This is a genomic window from Pseudomonas sp. NBRC 111124 (assembly GCF_001320245.1).
GTDB lineage: Bacteria > Pseudomonadota > Gammaproteobacteria > Pseudomonadales > Pseudomonadaceae > Aquipseudomonas.
Genome location: NZ_BCBA01000043.1, coordinates 1 through 21,398 on the forward strand (window position 1 = coordinate 1; position 21,398 = coordinate 21,398).

Consider the following 21,398-nt stretch of genomic DNA (forward strand, 5'->3'; position numbering starts at 1 on the left):
ACCTTCAGTGAAATGTAGGAGCCGTCATCTAGCTGCAGTGAGGTTGCCTCCCACGCTTGGTCGCGCCTCATTATCTCGTACCAGACGCGGGCGCGCAGTTCTACAACATCCGTCGCCTGTTCGTGCTGACGGGCTATACGGCGCGCCTGAAGGGCAGAAAGCTCATCCTCTTTGGACTGGAACTGGGAAGCCACCCACGCCGGGTATTCTTCGAAAATTGAATAGAGTGTTCCTCGTCGTTTCGCCAGGTCTGCAAAGGCACGGGGGTAGAGATTTCGAATCGCAACCATGGCAAAGAGCTTGTTCAGGTCGAGTTTCACTTCACCGCAGACAAGCAGGCTCTCGTAGATAGAGTATTCGTTGACGAGATTTTTGATCAGACGCATGTCATCAATGTAGTAGCCGACATTGTCTATGAGCCGCTCATGTAGCCGATGGGGCAGCCGATCGCTTGAAACCCTTTCGCCAAGCAGCTTGGAAAGCAGCTCGTTGGCGTTATCCCCATGAACGACTGGGATGATCGGAATGATGAGGTCGAAAAACTTGGTCTTGTCACCCACCCCAAACATTTCATCCCGAATGGCGTACACAAATCGGACAGGCCGCTTCACCTGAGGAGAGTTACGGATGATGAAATTGATTTCCCTCAGCCGGAAAAAGATTTCCTGAACATCGAACCTGTCCAGATCCTCGATCACCACCACATCGACGTCGCTGCGCTCAAAGCAGTAGATGATCTCATCCACATTTTTGTGAAGCACCGAGCCATGCTGGGTAGCCTCAAGCTTGCCCCCCTTGAGCGTTAACCCATCGATGCTGAATAACGACAGGAGCTTCAAAGCGGTGTGAAGCAACCAGATACCTCCAGCAGCCAGGACGAGCAGGGCCAAAGGCTCGGAAATCAACAAGAGCTTCTCAAGCAGCCAGCTTGAAGCGACGCTCGAGTTATTGGCTATCGTAGGGCTGTACAACCTCAATGCGCAGACAGCGATTGCTGTCATCGCACCGGTACGAAGCGACAAGTGAAAGCTCGAAGTCTGTGTGATCCGCTTCAGGCGGGACTTGGGAACCTTGCTGGCAGGCACTGCATAGAGCAACTGCTGAACAATCGTCTCTTCGATGCGATTGATCAGGACGTCCTTGTCCGCTTTTTCAACCGTGATGTCCTTATCCACCTTGGGCCCGGCAGCATCAGCGCCTTTTTCTGCAGGCGTCTGAGATGACGTGTCCACCTTGGGCTTAGTCCCAGATTCACCGACAAGATCGGGCTTGGTGAAAGTCGCCAAGGATATGAAGGTGTGTTTGTAGGATCGGTGGTTCTCAAAAAAAGTCTTCAGAACGCTGCTCTTGCCAGCGCCATAGCTGCCCGTGATGGCTATGTTCAGAATCTCGGGATTTTCCAGAGCGTGCCTCAGCTCACGCTCGTACCTGCTTGAGACATGTTCCTTCAATAGCACGGGGGTCAACGGCTCAAAGAACTTCTCTTTACTCGAAAGCGTCTGAGACGTGTTATACCCCTCGCCCATTTCGCAGATCCGCGCCGCTAGCGCGTCCCATAAACGCTTCACACGGCCTTTCCGATACTCAACCATCTACCTTGATCCCGATCCCGGCCTTCCGTGTCGCGCTGCGAGCGGATTACCTAGCCTCCATCTGCATGCGCACCAGCTCAAGGGTGCTCACGCTCCGATAGCGGCTATATGCCATAGATGAGCCTGGCTAGCTAGGCTAAAACAACTAATGAAGCTGGGCGACAACCGTCCTGGCGGCTTCACACTCACCTTGGCTTAACGTTATGTCACCATGGCGGATGTCGACCAGGCCACTCAGAGTCAGATCTCCATCATGAAATCTGCGGCAAATCCTGTTCGCTCACCAGGATATCCCCTCGGATTTGAGACGAGTCTGCAGCCGGAGACACTTGTATCAACAGCATGGTGCGTGTGACCAAAGATCCATGCATCCGCGAGCTCAAGCAAATCGTGCCATTGGTTGGAGTAAGCCGCCGCTAGGTGGCCTTCATGGCCATCCCCGGCGACCTCAGCTATCGGGCAGTGGTGTGTAACAACTACCGTCTTGCCGTCAAACGGCTTAGCGAGTTCGCAGGCGAGATACTCGCGGGTAGCGATGTTCCGGGCAATGAGGTCGGCGGGTCTGAGCTTGCGATAACCGTCCCCGATGCGGATTCGTTTGAAGTCGTTCATCCATTGCGCACATTCCCTCATCGCTGCTCTGTAGTCCCCGGTCGAGGTGAAGTCTGTCCAACCAGTCGCCACCAGAAACCGAGTGCCCCCGATGACGAGGCTCTGGTTGTCCAGGATGCGCACATGCGGCTCGGCTGCGTCTCGCATCTTGGTAAGCGTTCGATCAATGTGCCCCTTGTAAAACTCGTGGTTGCCGCAGACGTAGATCACCTGGCATTTGAATGTCTGATTTGCCCACGTCACTCCGAGGCTTCGCACCGAAATGTCGCCCGCGAGTACAACCACATCAGCCTCGACCGGAGGAGGCTCGAACTCAGAAAATTCCAGATGCAAATCAGAGTAGATCGCTATCTTCAATTACCCAGGCTCCGTGTCGTTAGTATCAGGTCGTCGCTTCACATTGCGTCCAGGGTCACCCGCCACCCAACGTTATCGAGCGTCAGTACAGCTGTGAGACTGGTGTGATTGCGAAAGCCGGGCCCCGCCAGGTAATACAGCGTGTCTTTGCTTTCGAACACCGACCCTACCTGCGAGTAAAGAAAGCTGGATCTCAGCCCGCCTGGCCGTGAGCACTGGGTGCGACTGTCGAAAATGATTTCCCGTCCCAATAACACGGTAGGTTGAAGACCTTGCGCCTGCAGAGTCTTCTCGTCGGTGTGAGACACCATCACATCAAGCAAAATCCAACTCCTGATCACGCAGTAAGGCTTGTCTCCCGAACGGGTCTTTGCTAATTCAATCAACTGATCGTCCGAAGATGCCAGTCCTTCTACGTGCTCTGCGCCGTGGAGTAAAAAGTACGCCAACTGTGCTGCTTCCACCGTCCCACCTTTCTCATCATCAGGCCCGACGACTGAATGCTTAGTCGCCTCTATCGCAGTCGGCTAACAAGGGTTACCCTCGCCGCCGAGTAAATTTGTTTGCAAGCTTCTCAACGCCCCATCGACGCTCAGGCCAGCAGCTCGTGTCTTGAGAATCTGGTGTGATAGCGAGCGTTGTCAGATTCGCATCATTAAACTGACGCCACCTGCTGTCTGTTGAATCGCTACCCACGCGTGTACGGATGCCGCAGCTGTTTTTGCGGCTCGATAACCAGGCCGGTCGATAACCTCAGATGGCGGCGCCGACACCCTTCCGTCAACGCATGAGACGGTCTTCAACGATTACAGGAATGCCGTCACCTCCCTCTCCTCTTCAGTCGACCTTCTAGCCCCTATGAACCGATTCAAGCACCGCTACGCTCAACAACTGAATGTTGCGAAACGTGAGTTGAGCTCCACAGAGGCCCAGTCACAGACGAAATAGAGGCTCCCGTTCACGGTGCGATAAAGCCGAAATCCCTCCTGCTCCCAACCACCCTCTAACCGAGAACTTCGGATGACGGCGCTATCCTCAAAGCGGCCTCGACGCTCGCCGTAAACGATGCCAACCAAGCAGCCTAGATGCAGATCAATCGCGGTGTGGTACAGGTACCCCGTGACCAATGATGCAAATCCGGTAGCGCGCGCCCGAGTAACGCACTCAGGCTCGCCACAGGCTGCGGCTGCGCGCTGCCGACCTGGCTCGTCCCATTGGTCATCCATCTCAATGCACCTCAAAGAACGGACGTAAACCGCCGTTTTCGTAATACCAATGGGCAATCACATACAGCCCGCCGCCCTGTGCTCGCACAACCAGGTAACCTCCCCGATAGAGACGCTCTACCACTGGGGGCGTCCACATCGGCAGCCCCTCTGGGAAGTCATGGCGATAGTCGCAAAAGATCAGGCCGGTCATCTGCGGCGGCTTGTCCAGCGCGCACATCAGATAGCCAACGACTTCGTCATCGGATATCACCTCCCTGGCGGCCTGGATAACTTTAGGAAGCCGATTGAAGGTAACGTCTGCCTTTGTGGCGCCAAACGTCTTGATCAGGTAACCCAGATCGGTGCCTGCAGTCATTAGATCTCAACCTCAAAATCAGAGCGAAACTGCAGTCGCTCCCCCGGATAGCCTCTTGGGTTCGACACCACACGGCAGTCACGCTCCATGAGGTCGACCGGACAATGCGTATGGCCGAAAACCCAAAGATCTGCCTGGTGAACGAGATCCGGCCAGTGATTGGCATACGCCGCATCAAGGTGGTCACGAGGGCCATTCAAAACACCGACCAACGGAGCATGGTGAGTTACCACTGCGGTAAGTCCTGCAAAGGGTTTGCTGAGCTCCTGGGAAAGCCAAGTGCGTGACGCCAGGTTACGTACAGCCACATCTTCAGGTCGCAAGCGGCGATTGTCTGCTCCAGTCCGAATCACCCGAAAATCATTCATCCGTTCAGCAGCCCTGCGCATGGCAATGTCTGCCGAACCCGTCAATGAAAAGTCAGTCCAGGCAGTGGCGCACAGAAACCGGGTTTGATTCCAAATCCAACACTCGTTTTCCAAGACATGTACATGCGACGCTGCGACCGCCTTCATCTCCTCAAGCGTTCTTTCGAGGTGGCCATCGTAAAATTCGTGGTTACCGCAGACGTAAATGACAGGACAACCGAACGCAGCGTTTGCCCACTGCACGCCCCGAGTTTTCACACCGATGTCCCCTGCCAAAATAACCACATCAGCACCCGTCGCCGGCGGCGTGAAATCTTCGAATTCGGTATGTAAATCGGAATACACCAAAATTTTCATGCAGCTACCCGCAGGACTGACTTTCAGTCCCGTAATTTCGATTAAGCGATATATTGAAATCGCCCCTGGCTTGCGTGTGGACAGGCCGATCTGGTCTTCCGCACGCGCAGCAAATCGCGACAGTTCCACTCATTTGACTATACGACATTGAGTGGAACTGCGCAAACCGGGCATACAGTCGGATTTTAGGGATACGCCCGAATGCTCAGGCAAGCGATCGCCGCAGCGCTGACCCACGTTCGCCAGCAACAGCAAATACTGCTGACCGATCTTGAGGAAGGCGTAACCGCCGCCCACCTCAGTCGCGTCGAGCGCAGTGAGCGTGGGGTTACGGTGGAAAAGCTCGATGCGATCGCGCGACAGCTTGGTGTGCATCCCCTCACCCTTCTCGCACTGGCATACGGCGCTGATGAGGTCGTTCGCCCTACGGAACTGTTGAAGCAGGTGTCTAAAGAGGTGGCTACCCTGGGTGGGTCGATAGCCCCGCTCGCGATCAAGCCAGAGTCCAGGACACACTCCCGGGTGGCAGCGGCCAATGAGCGCCGGGAAGAGGTTCAACGCCTGAGGGGCCAAGGGCTGACCAAGGCTGAGGTGGCTCGGGAGCTAGGCGTTTCCAAACAGACGGTGGCGAGGCATTGGTAATTACGGCAAACACCACCACCCAGCAGTCATTGCTTCTGGACACCAGGGCGGCACAACGGATTGTCAAGCAGCCACACCAGTGCTAGTCTCCGCGGCCAGGTACTCGGTAGGTGCCTGCAGTCCACACCAGCGAAGCTCTAGCACTATCGTGACAGTTGAATTACCCGACCTGACATCAATCAGGTTGCCTCGTAGTGGACGCCAGGCCAGCCCTCCCGAGAGCTGAAAAAATGCAAGTCACCTCCAGCCACATCAAGCAAGTCAAACGTGTCGCCAAGGAATTGAAAGACACCTACCCCTGGCTAAAGCTGGGTCAGCGTCAAGACAAAGCTGCAGTCCAGGAATTAGGCGTCAGAAATTACCATGAGGCGATCCGCCTTTATGACAAGTGGATCATGCTCCATGTGCACGTCTCTCCTGACCCTCATGGCGTTAGCAAGTGTTCCCTCTGCGATTACAGCTTCGCCTTCGACCTCAAAGAAGATCGCGAATCTCACCGTGAAGTGCATGAGCAATTTCATGAGGCAAGCGAGGCGATGGGCTATTGCCCAGCAAATTTTGTGCTGCGCGAGCAGATGAAAGACAGGGGAAGTAAACAGGCTTTCTCGGATCAGGGCTTGGAGGCACGGATCGAAGGCGTGCTACTGCTTGTGCGTGGTTGGTATGACCGCTCCCTCGCCCATGCGATCTATGGTAACTACTGGCGCAAGCACCCGTCTTTCGAAGCTTATGTTTCCATGATCCAGGATACCCTGGGGGGCATGTACCAGGAGCAGAAAGCCGAACTCAGAATCAGATATGGGTACTGCCCAGGCCATATCCGTCCTGGCGACAGTAACTGGTACCCACGCCCTCACTAAACCTCTCCCAATGGTAGGGGGCTTCCCAGACCTCACTCTGTAACCGGAGTGGGGTCAACAGATCCCACCCTGCCTGAACCTTCACGATCGACGCCTCAGCTATCCAGACGATGCGCCTGCATTCAGTCGCATGTGAAGCCAGTCAGCGGCCAAGCAGCCGGTGCTGTCCACGCAGCGCTCGCGCTACCTTCTTAGCTTGTGCAGTGATCGCTACTACCAATGCGCAGCAGACAATGTAGGGAAGTGTTTCAGCAACCCCCTGCTCAACCGTCAGGCCGTACGTTATGCGTATGAGGTTACGAGATTTGTCTCCCGCCTGGATGAGACATAGCGGAATCAAGGCCCAGGCCACAAGTCGCTTGGCCAGACGGTTTTCGATAATGCGGTTATGGATGGCTTTCATGGTCATGCTGCTCCTGTTAGCGATGCTAGGGTTTGTACGAAAAGTCGCCGAGCGGCGATCAGGCAAGGCGAAAACAGGCGAGGAACGGTCGGAGTCGCGCTCGACTTTGCTGGTGGCAAATGAGCATTCCGAGCCTGTTTTCAACGCAGCATGATCGGCGCGCAGGCACTTTTCGTACAAAGCCGAGGGGCATTCATACTCACACGCTAAATCCTGCTATGCACGCCAAAACAGGCCCTCCAAAATCACGGTACAGAGCAATGCTCTCATTGCCTGTTACGTAGGCTTGGCCAGACATCAAACCGTCACAGTGGTAATCGTTTGTGTCTGCGACTTGAATACCAGCAGATAGCCACCACGTCTGGCTTACCGGATGCGATAAGGATTTCCCAGGATCGCCCGGCTCAGGAACGTAAGACATGGCCAAGGCTAAGACCATCAGCGACATCAACGCCAAATACAGCTACAAGGATGAGAACCCAGGCGGTAAGCGAGACGCCTCACTGGTGTCGTGCGCTCAGTGTGAGGATTACAACGAGTTGAGCTACATCTACAAGACGAAGCTCAAGCCTTTGATCGATGATGACGAGATCACCCACGACGAGGCAATTCAGGCGCTGGACGAAGCCTGTGCCGAACTCAAAAATCCTCGTAGTCGCGAGAAGTTCTACGAGCTGTTAACCAGCAAGCTTGGCCAGACCATCGGCGAATAACCCATGCACTAACGCCTTCAAAAACTGGGGGCTGCCGCAAGGATCTGCTCCCAGTCTCGTCCACGCAAATCTCTTCCCTGCATAGCACTTTTGCGCGCCATATAGCGGCTCGCTCCTTCTCCATTAGAGACCCGCTTGCCTGCGGACTCAGGCTGTCGGATCATGCCAAACAGCCACCATCCCTTAACACATTGGAAAATGAGAGCGTCACATGGAATACGACGAAGGCCGGGAGATCACTCGCCTGATCGCTGAAGAAATGCTTAACGTAGGACGTAGCTTCCCAAACATTTCATCAGAGAAAATCAATCTCCTCGCCGCGTTGCACCTGACGAAGGGGCTGATCCTGGAAGACAGGTACCGAAGCAGTTTTGAGGATGCCAGGGTACATGTAACCGAGCTGATGAAGCTAAACGAATTCGATGATACAGACGTCAGGGCAGCGTTCAACGAAAAGCTGCTGCACATCCGAGCGGTGTCTAGTGACACGATGGATCGGGAGGTCAGGGTAAAAACGGCGACACATCTCATTGATCTCTTCATCTTTGAGTTCTACAAGATTGCCCCGAGCCATCCAATGGTGGTCGCAGCCTTGGTCGGAAGTATTCATTCCACCTTGTACTCGCCTATTGTCGAGATTGCGCCGACGACGGCTGAGCTGTCTATTGGAAAGTCCTCTGAAATAGACAGCAGTTCTTTCCCGATGCTGTCCCCGACCTCTGCTGGTTTGAAGGCGCTGATTTCCTTAAAACTCATCATCAACCAGATCTACCCTGACTTTATTCATCGTCACGTTCCTGACAGGGTCGCCGACAGTCAGCCGAGCTACCTCGTTGACGCTGGCCCGCAATTCAAATTCACTGCCGTGACGGGACTCATCAACCTCGCCGCATTTGCCTTACAGTACCCTCAACCTGCGCGATTCATGCTTGTACTGCCAGCCAGCAAAGCGAAGTACGGCGGACTACGTAAAGAGCTTGCACCGGCGATCTTCAACGGTCTGCGGTTAGACGCTGCTATCTGTTTTAGCTCCAGCGAAGCGACAGCCGCCGCGCATGACCAAGTCCTGCTGATTTTTAGCCAGCATATTCACTTGATGCGCAAGCCAGCGCTGTACATCGACGTCTCAAACGCTAATAAATCCCTGGAGCGGCTGGATCTTGAAGAACGCGCGATCCTAGCCGGTCATATCTTTAACATCCATGAATCACGCAACATCGACGACCTGCCCAGGAGCATTCCTCCGAAGGTCGAAACTATCTTGAATGCACAGTTTTCAGATGGTTTCAAGGATGTAAAGGGGCTGTGTATCGAGGACAAAAGCGAGCATCAGGAAGCCTGGAAAATCTATTCGCCCAAAAACTTCATCCGAACCAATCAGCTTCAGGGAAGTGTTTTCAACCTTGCGGCCAACCCACAAGACATTCTCAAGCTTTTGAGCGATCCGACTGAGCCTGCCTGCATCTATATCATTGGTAACAACGGTGCAGGGAAGACCCAGTTGCTGTGTGAACTCATCGACAGGGTCGGTGAGCTTGATCGCAGAACTGTTGGCATCTCGACAGGGGTACATGATCGTTTCCCGCTCGGACGCAGCCAACAATACAAACGTTTTGAGTATCGCGGTGCCCGCACCAGTGCAGATGCCATCTCACCCTCCAGGTTGACCAAAGCCGTAACCGCCTTGGCGGCCAGGGTCTTCGTCGATCAGCACATGCTTGAGGCCTTGAAAGAGTGCCAAACGTGCCTGGGCTTCGCCCCACGCTTCTACTTCATGCTTCGGCCAGAAATGGCACTGGACAATGCCCCTAATGAAATTCGCACCTTGAGGATGTCAGATCACGCTGCGGATAACCATGTTCCTGACGGGCTGGCCAAATACGAGTTCGGCGTCGTGCGCCCAGCGATTGACGATCAAAAGGAGCGGATTGTCTCCTACTCATCGCTGAGTTCTGGAGAGCAAAACATCAACCAGTTGCTGCTCAACATCATCACGTCAGCCGAACCAGGGACGGTCTTTCTGGTAGACGAGCCAGAAATCAGCTTGCATCTGAAATGGCAGCAGACACTTCCAAGGGTGTTCCACCTGCTCTCCCGCCGCTTCGGTTGCTCATTCGTCGTCGCAACCCATGCTCCGACCCTCATCACCAATGCGAACGACCAAGGCAGTCACAGCTTCTTGCTCGACACGGGCAAATTGCCGAAGCTGACTGACAAGGAGCGGTACTCCGTTGAGTCGATCATTCTGGAAGGCTTCGGTACCTACACCCCTCACAACCGCGCGGTGCATGAGGCCTGCGCTCGTATCGTTGCCAAAACGATTGAAACAAAAGGCAAGCTTCGAGCTGACCAGCCCTCACCTCTCAAAGAGCTGAATGACATGCTCAAGAAGATGCCGACTCAACCTGGAGCATACGTACCTCCAGGTCAGGAAGAGGACATCGACCTGATCAAGAAGGCCTACACCGCGATTGAGTTGCTACTGGTCGACCAGGAAGCGGCAAGCAAACGTACCGACGAGGCTCAGGTGTAGCGTGGCGGATTACTATGTGCTGAAAGATGCCGACATGAAGCCTGCCTACGACGAGTACAAGGCGCAGTGCCATGCCGAGGAGCGCTTCCATAAGGTCGTAATGTTCAACATTCACCGTTTCCACGTGATGGCTCTGCAGCGATTCAAGGCAAGACAGGCTGGCGAAGCAATCAAGAAGCGAAACCTCTGGAACGAATTTTCGAATCCTAAAAAGCCGGTGCCTGCAGCTACAGTGGCCGCAGCGCCTGGCGCGATCGCCGCCCCTGGCACGGTCGCTGCACCCGGCACGATCGCTGCACCTGGCTCACCTGAGGCGGGAGCTGCAGGTTCCCCTGCACCTGCTGAGACGCCCAAGCGCAAGCGAGGCCCAGCGAAGCCGACCGTCAGTGACATCAAGGGGGCTTTCAGGCAGTACATCGCTAAGCAGCAAGGTAACCGTTGCTGCTACTGCCGGCGGTGGTTATTCAACAGCGGTTACTCGAAGCCAATCGAGCACATCCTTCCACGCGAAAGCTACGAACAATATTCCTTCCACTTCTGGAACCTGTCGGTCGCCTGCGTTGACTGCAACAGTTTGAAGACTGACGACGACTGGGCCAGCCCCACCAAACAGGGCTTGGAGGCGTACCCTGCGCCCAATTCTTTCACGGAAATGTTCCACCCTCGCTTCCATCGCTTCGACGATCATGTTCGCTTCATTCGGGTGCAAACCAATGATCACAGCGTCACGCTATACCGAGGCATCACGCCGCAAGGGCAGAAGCTGTGTGAGGATCTGCTGAACAAAATCGCGGGTAAGGAAGTGATTGTGAACGCGAACGCCGACCTCAAAAGCTCGCTGGAAACCATTGAGCAGTTCGAGGTTGAGGAAGGCAGTGAACTGGAGAGCGCCTTGAAAAGCCTGCATGGTGCCCTATCGGGTCGCACGTTCGAGCTGGTGCAGAGCTAATAGGCCAGACGAAGCGAAACGGGTGGGAATTTTTCCACCCGATCGCTTCACCATGCCTTCCCGTGAGATCAACGATGATGACAATGTCTCCGGGTTTTACCGGGCATATCAACCGTGGGTCAGCTTGCCGCTCTCGCATCCAACTCATTGATCACCCAGCCCTGTGCCTGCAGGGCCGCCCTTCGCTCAACTCTCGCCTCCCCCTCACCCAGCGCGCTGCTTCGAATCGCCAGACAAAGCAGATGCGTAGGCCGAGTCATGCCGACATACATGAGCATCCTGTTTTTCCGGTAAGTCACCTGATGTTCTTTCTTAACCAAGGGCTTTCCTTCAAGCCAGGGCAACATCATTTCCAGAAAGTGCTGTCCACTGAACGTTTCCAAGATCAGCGTCGCCGAATGCGTCTTCCCTTTGACGGAGTGCATGGACGCCAGCTGAACGTCGACAGGCTCGTGCCCCCCGGCCTCCCATCGGTATGTGTTAATGGTTTTGCGGGGCACCTGCGACTCGACCTCGACCGTATCGCCTGGTTCTGCCCACGCCAGATAGGCTTCCACATCGGTAGTCATTGAAACCTCCTCCCCAGGATGCAGCTCCTGGATCAGCCGCTTGAGGAGCCCAACGTGGGTCTCAACCCACCGCTTCTCTCGTAGTGGATGCGGATAGAACAAGTAGAGGTAGATACCTCGCTGGTAGGCTTTGAGAAGCTTCGCGTTAGCTGCCAAGCTTCGCTCGATGTAGCGGTGTAGCCTTGTTCTGATCTGGACTGGCTTCCTCAACCCAGCACGCTCAGCGAGATGGAGCAGGCACCTCGCGATCATCTCAACGCTTTCGTGCGCGTGACCGCTGATCGCCAGGTGGGCTCTGGCCCTGCGAACACCGTCAATGAATGTCTTGGGCGCATACGTCGAGCCATTAGCGTCTGAGCGGTAGGCGCTCCAATAGTGCTCCAGGGCCTTCGGGAATTGGTTGTCCTTGTACTTCCTCAGTCGGTGAACAGCACCGAGCGCATGCACCCCATCCTTGCGCTGGGTGATGGGTACATGCCGTGACACAAGCTCTGCAAATGCGCCAAGCACACCGCTCGTATCGTCGTCTGGAAAGACAAAAAGGGTGTTGGGACAGTCTTCACCCGTTCTGGCCCGACCGACCAATCCGCCCGTAATGGGAGCGACTGCAAAGCTGTTTGCCAGCGTGGCAATGGCCTGGTTGAATCGAAAGCTTGTGGAGATCTCGATTGTCCCGCCATGCGGGAATGCCCCATCAGACTCTCCGTCACCCTCGAATATCTGCTGATTGGGATCGCCCACCCTGATCACCACTGTATTCGCTGCATCGCGCGGAAATACGTGGTTCAAAAGGCGATTCTGCTCCAAGTCCGTGTCTTGCATTTCGTCGATGAGTACACAGGGGAACCGGGCTTGCAGCGATTGAGCAACATTCGGTTCTTGCTCAATCATGGCCTGGCCAAGCGTGAAAACCTCGTCATAGCAGAAGTAGCCTTCCGAAGCGGCAGCGCCCATGGCTCTGCATAACTTTCCATGAGTAGGTGCATCTGGCGAGCAAATGTAATGCTTACCTTGAAGAGGGGTAGAAAAATCGACCGAGGGCAGTCGAAGATCAGCGAGCGTCTTTTCTTTTTGATCGAGAAAGTACTCTACACCCCAACGATCTTTTCCCAGCGCCCTTCCCCTTGCTCGCCCGGTTGCCTCGTCATCCACCACCGTCAGCGGGTGGCCATTCGAGCGCAGCCAGGGCGACGCAAGAAACCGCATGACAAAACCGTGGATGGTATCGATGAAATGTGGGTAGCGCAGCAGCCTCTGGCCAATCTCTGTGGCGCCCAGCCGGCTCTCAATTTCCTCACGCGCTGCATTGGTGTGCGATAGCACGCAGATCCCCTGCGTTCGACTACGCCAATGACGACCAAGAATGGCCAGCTTGGCAACCACGAGGGTGGTCTTACCGCTCCCCGGGCAGGCCGCTACATCGAGCGTATCGAGACGCTTGAGGAACTCCCTCCGAGGTTCATCCAGGTCGCGCAACGACATAAGCGCGCTCACCCACTCGATGTCTGCATCCGTGACTGGAGGCACAAGATCCTGGAGCCGCATTACGCCAACTCCCCTGCTTCAAGCGCCTCTAGCGGCGTCTCCGCGGTGTTTGTGGCCGGCTGCTCCGGCGCCGAAGGCATGATCCGGCCTCTTGTGGCGTATTCGATCGCTTCAACCACGTAGGCCGGTAACGCTGCACGCAAGCTTGCCCGGTCGAGTTCACCTTCATCAAATGCCGACTGCAGCAGGTCGACCAGATGCTGTGCAGTAATCGACTTGGAGCCCGAATCAACCTGCCGGTAAACCTCGGTGGCACGCTCTTCATTGGTGAGATACTGAGACTTAAGTGCCGCCAGCGCCTTCGTCGCCCTCTCGAGGACTTTCTGTCGCGTCAGCTTTTTTTCGTTCATTTTTACATCATGTAAGGCCAACGTGGCGGCACGGTGTACCCAGTCCATAAGCCCTTCGACAGCCAGGTCATACTCGAGCGTCCAATGATCGGCCACGAAGGTCTTCACGTTTTGGCCATCGCCACGTGTCCGTTTCTGACGATGAGCCGCAAGCTTCGGTTCGCGCTCAATCTCGGTAGCGCCAAAGTCACTGAGCATCCGCCATTGACGACGCGCCGGTTTACCCTTGGCGTTGAGCTTGTGCGGATCCAGCCCCATGATGGCCGGCGCGCAATCCGGCATCACATCCATGTCGGTGATGCAGGCCGTTGGGATCTGGATTATTCCCTCTGTCGCATCAGCTCGCTGCATGATGTGTGCGTAACGGCGTAAGCCAACGCCACCCACATTGACGATTGACACACCATGCTCGGTCAAGTCACACCCAAGCAGCCTGGCCAGTGCCGGCAGCAGGATCGCCTCTGCATCCCCTTCAACGATGAGCAGCCCTTTCGCAAAGAACAGGCTGGCCTTGGTGACATCCAGAAAACGACTCAGGAAGCGATAGTCGTCAGCGGACAGCCTGGTTCGCCCCTGTGCCATGGAGAAGGCACGCTGGCCATGAATGAGCACCAGATTCTCCAAGGCAATCTTAGAGCTCAGGTTGGGACTGTGTGTGGTGAGGATCACCTGCACGGGACGTGTATGCGCTGGTTCCGCTTGGGCTTGATCTGGCTGTTGTGTTTGATCTTGCTGTTGTGTTTGATCTTGCTGCTGGGTTTGATCTTGCTGTTGGGTTTGATTTTGCTGTTGGGGGCGAGGCTGCGATGCGCGCTCGAGGAACTCCATCAGTCTAAGTTGGCGCTGCGGGTGAAGATGCGCCTCCGGCTCCTCGATCAGCAGCAGCGGCAGCCCATCCGGTTCCTTGCCGAGCAGTAAGAGCTCGCAGGCCATGAACAGCAGGTTATTCGAGCCCAGACCATAGCTCCCCCTCGCATTCCCCGATCCCTTGTCCAGCAAACCCAACTCCAGGCGCTCAAGGATCTGCTTGAGCTTTGTGGTTTCACTGCCGGTATCGCCGAAGCCAAGATGGCTATGAAGCGGCTGTCCTGCTAAAGAGAGAGGCTCCAGATATCGGTCGTTGATTGTCGCCTGGGCAACCTTGATGGCTTGATGTCCTCTGACCAGCTCGCGCATGTAATCACCCATGCCCGCAATGCTCAGGCCAGTGGCTTCAGCTGCCGACGCCGGTGGAGCGATATCGACATAGGACTCACCGGCGTCTATACCCGGGAAGCTCGACAGGACTTGGGACAAGCGCGAGTTGCGACCCGGTGACATCTCCCGTTCGGCATCTCGCAATGGCTTCAGGTATGCGGTTGCCAGCAACTGGCGCGCGCCGACGTCCAAGGCAGGCCCTTCTCCCCGCTCACCACAGCGAACCTGGATGTCCACCCAGCGACGCGACGCTGTCGGCATCGCGAGTCGACGCGCCGACCAGTGCACATGAAGCAGCCCCTCCCCGCGTGAAAACGTGACGTATTCGGCGAAGGCTCCAAGTTCCAGTGTGGTCAGCCCTGCCAGCGTGCAAACCATAGTAATGTCGGTCGCAGGCTCGCCGTCACTCCCGACATGGAAGTCCTCGAGCTCTAGTCGCAGGAAGTCTGAATCCCGGGTTTGCAGGACATGCCGGATGGCGTCGATCACCGCAGTCTTTCCGGCATCATTCTCGCCTACAAGCGCAGTGACGCCCTCGTTGAAGTGGATGGTGAAACCCGGAGCCAGATCGCCAAACTGGCGGAAATTACGGATCGACAGCGCTGAAAGGTACATCCCCACTTCTCCCTAAGCCTGGCTTCTGTCGGCGCTATTGGCCACTTCTCGCTTCTTCTGGCCTCTTTTGGCCAGTGTTGGCTTGGTGGAGTCCTGGCCAAACGCAATGTTACTGGCTATATGCCACAGACTGGGGGCGAGACGCTATCTCTCGCGATAAACGTCTGTTCGACTGGAATGTGTGGAATCAAAGCGTGTGACCGCCAAACGCTGGTCTCGTAAGTCTACCCGCTGTTGCGCACTGGGATGTTGCTTGAAGCCAAGTGATTGATTAATCGATTGACACTATGCTCTAACTAGCTCCCATTCGGATACCATGAGATTTCGCGAGAGCCGCAGCGACCCTCAGGTGAATTTTATGTATGCTTGCCTGATAGAACGCTGCGCGAGAGCCAAACATACCTGGCCCCCATTGATAGAACTCAAAGAGAATGAAATCCGAAAATTCTCTTATTGAACGATATGCTTCACCGGCTGGCCAGGGTGAGTAGATATCCTGACGATTCAATAGCCAGTTTGAACCGCTATGTTTAACTGCTGGGATCAACCCAATAGCTGTACATGCTTTGTGAAGGACTTCAGCCCGCGCAGCCTTTGAGCCCCAATGTATCGAGTACTGGAAGACGTGTATCGTTGGCAGGGAAATGGTACACGAAAGCCAAGCCTCATGATTCAAACCACCAACTCCAACACCGACAACACCCAAAGGTAGTGTCACATTCCCTATATAGGAGTATTTTACTGGCATGACAGCTCCCAAACATTCTATACTCACGACCGAATAGATACCTCAGAAAATCCTTCGATGAATTGTTGCAACAGAGCAGGACTAGGATTTGGCATCCACTCGCGCAGTCGTCTAGCTATAACGTCACTGTGCAGGCTATTGAACACATTACATGCTGCTCCCAAGCTGCGTGCATCATGAAATCCTGCTATAGCACCTGCGCGCTCGATGAACGATTCAACATCAGTGCTCTCGCGGGGTGTAAATAGCTCAAATAGCCACCCGAGCATCAGCATGCCAGCCCATCTTTGAGCTATTCCTGCAACCAATGGCCCAGCGTTAAGAGTCTGTTGAAATAGGGTAGTAATACGATATGAGCTTCGAGGAGCTATAAAACGATTCACCAAGCCAAATCGTGGATACAAAAAAATTGACAGCAAAAGGCGTGGCAGTCCCGTATGCGGCTCACTGCATGACCACATTCCGTTTTGATCAGCTTGCTGCTGAGAAGCTTCCAAGGTTTGAAAAAATAGTTGAGTCTTATAAAGCGCAGTAAATTGTTCGTCAGCATCATGGCTACGAGACGCAGCAACGCATTGAGAAGGATCCTCGGAATATGCCTTGAGGATGCGCATGGCCATACTCGGACTTGAAGCAACAATACCACTTGCATCGAGCAGGGAACACTTGTGAATTTGACATACGACCACACCAACAGAGCACCACTCTTTCCTGTATGAAGGGAGTGAAAAATTCGCAATGTGCTCCTTCATGCAGCTGTAGCAAAAGCTGCGTCTGAAGTATCGAGGTATAACCCATTGACTATTCGGCTGGAAGATCTTTGCCTGCTCCTCCCTTGGAATATCCAGCATTTCGCACGCCGCTCGTGAGAATTTGGCATCGTGCGTAAAGTCAGGGTCAAAGTCTTCTGACTGTACGCACGCATGCCAAAGCTCCGCAAGCCTGCTCCTATCGAGCAATGTATGCTGGGAACATAGGCTTTGCCTGTAAACCCAGCAAGAGAAAGCCTCACCATCAAAAATGGGGACATCAGGAGCATTCATTGAAGGGATGACTCCCGTTGACTGCGATAGCCTGGATGGAAGAGCTCCAGCATCGTCCACGCCAAATTGCCGTTTCGTCGATGATAAATGTCATGCAGCAACAGCTTGTCAGCTGCTCGTCCCAGTCCTGACTTCTGATCAATCAATGCTTCAAAAAAGGCTGTAAACTCTGTCCGATCCGCGAATGACCCTAACTCAACAGGCGAGTAGGCACGCTCGTGAGCTCGACACAGTCCGACCATCTCAGCCTGATAGTCAGGACTGCTGACGATGACAAAACTACTATCAGGAAGCGCCTTCAGCAGCCATCCCAGTTGCTTCAATGACTTTTCTTTGGCAAGCGCCGTGAGGGCAAATTTTTCGAAGTCGTGGATGAATATGGTCGGATCTCCTTTCATGGCGCAAAGCTCAGTAACCAATGCAGGAACACCCGACTGTGGCTGAAACTCAAAATCAACGTGTATCTCTTCATAGAACTGACCCAGCAAATCCAGTCCCGCAAGGTCTACGTGATCCCCAACAAAGACTGTAGAGCCGGTAATTTGGCTCAGAACGGCATTGGTGCAGGTGGTCAGACCATTGCCAGGATCAGACATCAAATGGCATACCACGCTACCGTCCTTCAGCGCAGAAACTACACTTTTCACAGCAACGGCTTGGAAAGGCGCCAATGTCATTCTGAAACCTCCTTATCCTTGGGATGGTGCAGTTTGTAACCATAGAGCCTGGTCATCGGTTCAAGATTCTGGAACTGACTTGGCGTAATCTGCTCCGTCCCATGCTTGATTGCATCCATAGCAGTGGACTTGATAATTTTGACGATATTGTCAAGGATCCCGTGTGAGTTCACATGAATAAGCGTTCGCAGCTTAGGGCTTGCAAGGTTAGAGGGCAATTTGAGTGGAAGGTAGGTCTCGTATGTAGCAATGAAATCCACAAAATCCTGATCAAGTTTCCAAGGCTTCAGATGCCACGGCACGAATCGCCGATCAATTATTCGATCCAGTGAGATGATTTCACTCGCAACTGAGTTCCCGAACGCAATAACACAGAGCTTACCATCACCCTCTGCGAGTCCACGAAGCAGCGACAATATAGATTTTTTATGGGAATACGCTTCGAGCATGCAATCAGACAACTCATCAACAACGATCGCGCCGATTCCAAGGGCCTTTATCTTCTGTATGATGAGCTTAACACGATTGACCGCAGTGCCACGCTTGCCAATCGGAACATCGAAGACATCGCACAATGCATCGTGTAATTTAAAACGGTTAACGTTTTCGGTAAGTGTAATAAACACGAACCTTTTACCTTCAAGCTCACCGAGAGCCTTAAGCCGGTTGAATAAGGCCGTTTTACCGTCGCCTCCATCCCCATGGATGAAAATGCTAGCGGACTGGATCTGGTTATCGGTATAGAGCATGTTCCTCAAGCTTTCGAAAAGAGGCGCGTAGCGAGGCGTATCAATCCATATATCATGTCGACATATCTTAATTCGCTCCTTCGCAGGCAGATCAGCGTTATTTCTAAGATCGTGCTTGATATGTTCGTAAGCCATCATAGCTCTCCAAGTTAGTCTTTATGCTTATCAACTATAATTACAGGAAGAAAATCAGGCTGATCTGAATGCTCTCTTATGATGCGCGGCACAAAAACATCGTGAGCGTTTTCGTCCTGGGTTAAGATTGTCGGGATAAAGTCTTGCGTGTCTTCGATAAGCCAGTCCTCAACGGGTTCATTGGTTACTGCTTCGGTTGCAGGGATTAGAGTGCTCTGTGGAGCGGGCAGACCTTTAGGCGGTAGATTGGCCATGAAAGCAGTTTTAAGGTCAACGGCCTCTTGAACGATCACTGTCTGATTGGCAAGAGCAGCGTGCGCGAACTCATCGTCGACAGTGCCAGGGGGCAGGTCTTTGAGTAGTGCTTTACGCTTCGAAAGTTGTTTATGGTTCGAGTAGGAATCCCAAGTGTTAGCTAGCCCCACCCGATTATAACTACAAGGAACTTTCAGAAATTTGCCTGGGAGCTTGACCCAGACGTAGCTCAGATCGTGCCGAAGGTACTTGATATCAAAACGCTGACCCACGTAGGGGGCAAGCTCGTAACATGCGTATCTACGGCCAGCAAAATTTATTCCGTAGGGATGCACCTTGTGATCGAAGCTTGTCGGTGAGAAATCAATCAAAAACCTCATTTGATCGTTTGATGCAATGACACGATCATGATCATAAAGACCTTGATTAACGTAATGATTCCAAGCTTCACGCGGAGTGCATTTTAGCGACGAGTGGATTTTGCCATGATAAACAGTTACTTGATTTAGGAACCATACAGCGAACTGCTCATAATCCATCGTTGCATTATATTCGCTATTGAAGTCCTCTCGCTGAACGACGTTACTCCCGGTTGCGCCGGGAAGGAAGTGGACTTCTGTCGTCATAAACGTGCCAATCAAGCGTTCTATAATGCCTCCATACCATTTTTTCCCTATAGGGCGGTGTTCCCAATCCATACCCCACGCCTTGCACTGCTCAATGAACTTTTCACTTGTAAACTCAGCGGCATTGTCGGTAAATATAACAAATGGAATACCAAAGAATGGATACTCATTCGGATTAGTCAAGAAGCGGAATAGATGAAAATCTTTGTTCATCACTGCAAAAGCAAGGGCGGCAGCGACGGTATCAAGGTTAGGGGGATCTAGACTAAGAAAAAAACCTAAGATCACTCTCGACTTATCGCAGATTAACATCGTTACCCATGGCCTACCGATGATAATATTTCTGTTCTGCTCATCGACCAACAAGATGTCGACCATCGTGTGATCCATCGATACTCTGTGCAAAAGCCCATCGATCACAAACTTGTGAGGCTTGAATCCATATTTATGATCCGTCTTTTCTTTCCCGTACCGCTTGAAATAAACCTCTCTTTCCGGCTTGGACATTAAGAATTGCCTGGCCCTATAGCGCGTGACATTTTCACCCTCTCCCTTGAAGTACTCCCGCGCCCACTGGTGGAGCTTACTGAGGGATGCCTTGGGGCCTTCAAATTTCTTCTCGTAGGCTTCTTCAAGAGCAGCGATTTGTGCATCACTGGCCCAGCAACTTCCTATAACCCTGCCTTTCTTGTTTCGCTGGATACTTTCTTCTTTTCTGTGCTTGCGCAGCAAGTTATAAAATTGAGAGTGGCCGAGGCCAAGAACTTCCATGCCTCGCTTGACGGTCATCCCGTTAAACCGCTCAATGACCTGATCAAAAACGGATGCGCGCTCTTTAGCCACTTCTTGCTCGCGCGCGTCATAAGTTCTTTCCTGGTAGGGAATGTACTCACCTCCAGGAGGTACTCCTGACTCTTTCCAGTCTCTGGGTACTCTTACCTTTGCTTTTTCTTCCGAATCGCTAGGCGCTGCAGGCAGGTTGAGTTCTTTATCCATCTTATCCGGTACTAATCCGATGATTTGACAGGTGAGGATAGTGGAGTGGTAGATGCACGCAAATTTCGGCTAGGCAGCTTCCAAGCGGTGGCAAGGCCAGGAGGAAGTTGAGTATTAGATATATTGACATTTCTTCAGAAATTACAAAAAAATTCCAACTAAAAAAAGCTTATAGAGATCATCAAGTTAAAAATCACGAAATTCACGCACATTCAATATATATTTAACCCGAATGATTAAGTCCTGAACATAAAGCTCGCCTTTTTCATTCCTAAACCGTCTAACCTCCGAACGTAAATATTCGGTCGTTGGAGCAGATCTTGGACGGGAATGGCATTTCCCATACCTGTCGTATTGCGACATACGCATAAAAGTGCGCTTGTGGATCTGCCGTTGGGGCCGGTGTGTTTCTCGGCTTGGGACGACGATTGGTTCCTGGTAGCTACCTGCGGTGGGCGGAACGAGGGAAGAGTTGTGACGAATCTGGTGTAGGTACTGCGTTCTTGTTGTTCATTCTTGAACGCACCGTGCTGGGCGAGTAGAAGGCGCACACCTTGTCATTTCGGTTACGTCCCAGGTTTCAGGGCTTGCGGGCTACCAAGCGCTAACAATCTTCAACGGCTTATCTGGTGTTGGCGCCATACACATCACCACTTTCCTCCCGGTTCACGGGCTTTCGAGTGCAATGGGATCCCCTGAGAAAGACGTCTTGGATCGTAGAGTTTTATCGGTATTGCGCCCATTAGGCTATCCAACCAATCCATGAAACACCTGCGCACCTGGAATCACACTGCGGGCTCAGGAGTACATCGAACCCGTGTGACATAAGACCGGAAGACAGACTCTTATGCGGGATAAGCCCGGAAAAAAGACTTCGTTTTTCCGCCGATATAGCGACAGGAAGGGTTAACATATTGTTTTTA

18 protein-coding genes are annotated in these 21,398 nt (G+C 53.4%); 5 read left to right on the forward strand and 13 right to left on the reverse strand.

All coding sequences use genetic code 11. The annotated features are described in order from the left end of the window. The 6 genes from APH28_RS17570 to APH28_RS29200 form a co-directional block, all read right to left on the reverse strand. The coding region (locus APH28_RS17570; protein WP_218186520.1) for a KAP family NTPase at window positions 1-1,568 on the reverse strand (1,568 nt) is incomplete at its 3' end. Window positions 1,569-1,832: 264 nt separating this feature from the next. Further along, complete coding sequence (locus APH28_RS17575) at window positions 1,833-2,561, reverse strand: metallophosphoesterase family protein (RefSeq protein ID WP_060511507.1); 729 nt, start codon at window positions 2,559-2,561, stop codon at window positions 1,833-1,835. A 38-nt stretch (window positions 2,562-2,599) separates the two neighbouring features. Then, complete coding sequence (locus APH28_RS17580; RefSeq protein WP_060511509.1) at window positions 2,600-3,025, reverse strand: hypothetical protein; 426 nt, start codon at window positions 3,023-3,025, stop codon at window positions 2,600-2,602. Between the two features lie 763 nt (window positions 3,026-3,788). Next, entirely contained in the window at window positions 3,789-4,145 is a 357-nt protein-coding gene (locus APH28_RS17590; protein ID WP_060511513.1) for a hypothetical protein, read from the reverse strand. Continuing rightward, window positions 4,145-4,870, reverse strand: coding sequence for a metallophosphoesterase (locus APH28_RS17595; RefSeq protein ID WP_060511515.1), 726 nt, complete (start codon window positions 4,868-4,870; stop codon window positions 4,145-4,147). Before APH28_RS17595 ends, APH28_RS17590 begins: the two co-directional genes overlap by 1 nt. 129 nt (window positions 4,871-4,999) lie before the next feature. Next, window positions 5,000-5,245, reverse strand: a complete 246-nt coding sequence (locus tag APH28_RS29200; protein ID WP_256249822.1) for a hypothetical protein — start codon at window positions 5,243-5,245, stop codon at window positions 5,000-5,002. 497 nt (window positions 5,246-5,742) lie between these two features. Between APH28_RS29200 and APH28_RS17605 the strand changes: the two genes are divergently transcribed. After that, window positions 5,743-6,372: a hypothetical protein gene (locus APH28_RS17605; RefSeq protein ID WP_060511519.1), complete on the forward strand. Its 630-nt coding sequence runs from the start codon at window positions 5,743-5,745 to the stop codon at window positions 6,370-6,372. 142 nt (window positions 6,373-6,514) lie between these two features. On the opposite strand, the gene APH28_RS17610 is transcribed toward APH28_RS17605, so the two are convergent. Further along, window positions 6,515-6,781, reverse strand: coding sequence for a hypothetical protein (locus APH28_RS17610; protein WP_156340906.1), 267 nt, complete (start codon window positions 6,779-6,781; stop codon window positions 6,515-6,517). On the opposite strand from APH28_RS17610, the gene APH28_RS28665 reads away from it, so the two are divergent. From APH28_RS28665 to APH28_RS17625, 4 genes are all read left to right on the forward strand, one after another. Next, window positions 6,774-6,929 carry a hypothetical protein gene (locus tag APH28_RS28665; RefSeq protein ID WP_156340907.1) on the forward strand — a complete coding sequence of 52 codons (156 nt, stop codon included), beginning with the start codon at window positions 6,774-6,776 and terminating at the stop codon, window positions 6,927-6,929. The two genes, APH28_RS17610 and APH28_RS28665, sit on opposite strands and share 8 nt — an antisense overlap. Window positions 6,930-7,194: 265 nt before the next feature. After that, window positions 7,195-7,488 carry a hypothetical protein gene (locus tag APH28_RS17615; RefSeq protein WP_060511522.1) on the forward strand — a complete coding sequence of 98 codons (294 nt, stop codon included), beginning with the start codon at window positions 7,195-7,197 and terminating at the stop codon, window positions 7,486-7,488. A 211-nt stretch (window positions 7,489-7,699) separates the two neighbouring features. Continuing rightward, entirely contained in the window at window positions 7,700-10,021 is a 2,322-nt protein-coding gene (locus APH28_RS17620) for an AAA family ATPase (RefSeq protein WP_060511523.1), read from the forward strand. A gap of 1 nt (window position 10,022) precedes the next feature. Then, window positions 10,023-10,970 (forward strand): HNH endonuclease, encoded by a 948-nt coding sequence (locus APH28_RS17625; protein ID WP_060511524.1) that lies wholly within the window; start codon window positions 10,023-10,025, stop codon window positions 10,968-10,970. 119 nt (window positions 10,971-11,089) lie between these two features. Here the strand turns inward: APH28_RS17625 and APH28_RS17630 are convergent, their stop codons facing one another. From APH28_RS17630 to APH28_RS17650, 6 genes are all read right to left on the reverse strand, one after another. Next, on the reverse strand, window positions 11,090-13,021 hold the full coding sequence (locus tag APH28_RS17630) for a UvrD-helicase domain-containing protein (RefSeq protein WP_256249830.1): 1,932 nt from the start codon (window positions 13,019-13,021) through the stop codon (window positions 11,090-11,092). A gap of 62 nt (window positions 13,022-13,083) precedes the next feature. Further along, on the reverse strand, window positions 13,084-15,246 hold the full coding sequence (locus APH28_RS17635) for an ATP-dependent endonuclease (RefSeq protein WP_060511528.1): 2,163 nt from the start codon (window positions 15,244-15,246) through the stop codon (window positions 13,084-13,086). Window positions 15,247-16,017: 771 nt separating this feature from the next. Continuing rightward, the gene (locus APH28_RS28670) at window positions 16,018-16,845 is read right to left on the reverse strand and encodes a hypothetical protein (protein WP_156340908.1); all 828 of its coding nucleotides are present in this window, start codon (window positions 16,843-16,845) and stop codon (window positions 16,018-16,020) included. Window positions 16,846-17,033: 188 nt separating this feature from the next. Continuing rightward, complete coding sequence (locus APH28_RS17640; RefSeq protein ID WP_060511530.1) at window positions 17,034-17,714, reverse strand: hypothetical protein; 681 nt, start codon at window positions 17,712-17,714, stop codon at window positions 17,034-17,036. Next, the gene (locus APH28_RS17645) at window positions 17,711-18,598 is read right to left on the reverse strand and encodes an ATP-binding protein (protein ID WP_060511532.1); all 888 of its coding nucleotides are present in this window, start codon (window positions 18,596-18,598) and stop codon (window positions 17,711-17,713) included. The genes APH28_RS17640 and APH28_RS17645 overlap by 4 nt, the downstream gene beginning before the upstream one ends. Before the next feature lie 14 nt (window positions 18,599-18,612). Further along, the gene (locus APH28_RS17650; protein ID WP_082432323.1) at window positions 18,613-20,475 is read right to left on the reverse strand and encodes a Mu transposase C-terminal domain-containing protein; all 1,863 of its coding nucleotides are present in this window, start codon (window positions 20,473-20,475) and stop codon (window positions 18,613-18,615) included. Window positions 20,476-21,398 lie beyond the last annotated feature (923 nt).